The sequence below is a fragment of the Mesorhizobium sp. M0019 genome, from assembly GCF_040323975.1.
Taxonomy (GTDB): Bacteria; Pseudomonadota; Alphaproteobacteria; order Rhizobiales; family Rhizobiaceae; genus Mesorhizobium.
In genome coordinates this window covers 1-793 of record NZ_JAMYVK010000144.1, presented here as the reverse complement: position 1 = coordinate 793, position 793 = coordinate 1, and the positions used below count along the sequence as shown (strand labels likewise).

General features: G+C 61.4%; 1 pseudogene. It reads left to right on the top strand.

The features are described from left to right. A pseudogene (locus NKK47_RS35055) lies at positions 1–779 on the top strand (IS1595 family transposase); the annotation flags it as partial. Positions 780–793 lie beyond the last annotated feature (14 nt).

Sequence of the window (793 nt, the reverse complement as noted above, 5' to 3'; positions counted from 1 at the left end):
CTCCACGAAGCTTCCCTTGCGTGTTTGGCTGAAGGCCATGTGGCTGATGCTGCAGTCGGATAAAGGATTGTCCTCGGTGCGCCTGGCCGAGGCTCTTGGGGTGAGCCAACCCACGGCCTGGCGGATGGGGCACGCGCTGCGTCTCATGGTGGCGCGCGAGCACATGCTCGACGGCACGGTCGAGGTTGACCATTTCCATCTCGGTGGAAGGCCCAGAAAGCATTCAGACGATCCACCTCCCGGACGCGGCCGGAAAGGTCAGGCGAATACCGAGAAAACGCCGGTCATGGCGATGGTGCAGCGACCGAATGACGTTTCGTTGCGCGCGGCGGAGCGTGCTGTCGAAACGCAGATCGAGCCCCATGCCCGTTTGATGAGCGATGAGGCGAAGGCGTTCACGGCCATTGGCGAGAGCTTCGCCTCGCATGAGACCGTGAAGCATTCCAGCCGCGAATATCCGCGACACTGTCCACGTCAATTCGGTCGAAGGTTTCAATTCCCGCGTCCGGCGGACCATTGCCGGCGTCTTTCACCATATCAGTCCGCAGCATGCCGACCTGTATTTCCATGAGATCGGCTTCCGCTGGTCGCAGCGTGTCATCACAGGAAGCGCCGTTCGGAAAACCCGACATGGCCGGGAAATCATGCGGACCCTCTGGTCGCGGGTACCGCCAGCGCTGCAGCTGGTGAGCGTCTTTCGTGCCGCCACGGGGCGTCAAATGCGCCGAAGCCCAGACGGCGGAATCATCATCAAATCAGCCGTAGCTGTCTTTGGTTGATAAAGGCGGCGCAG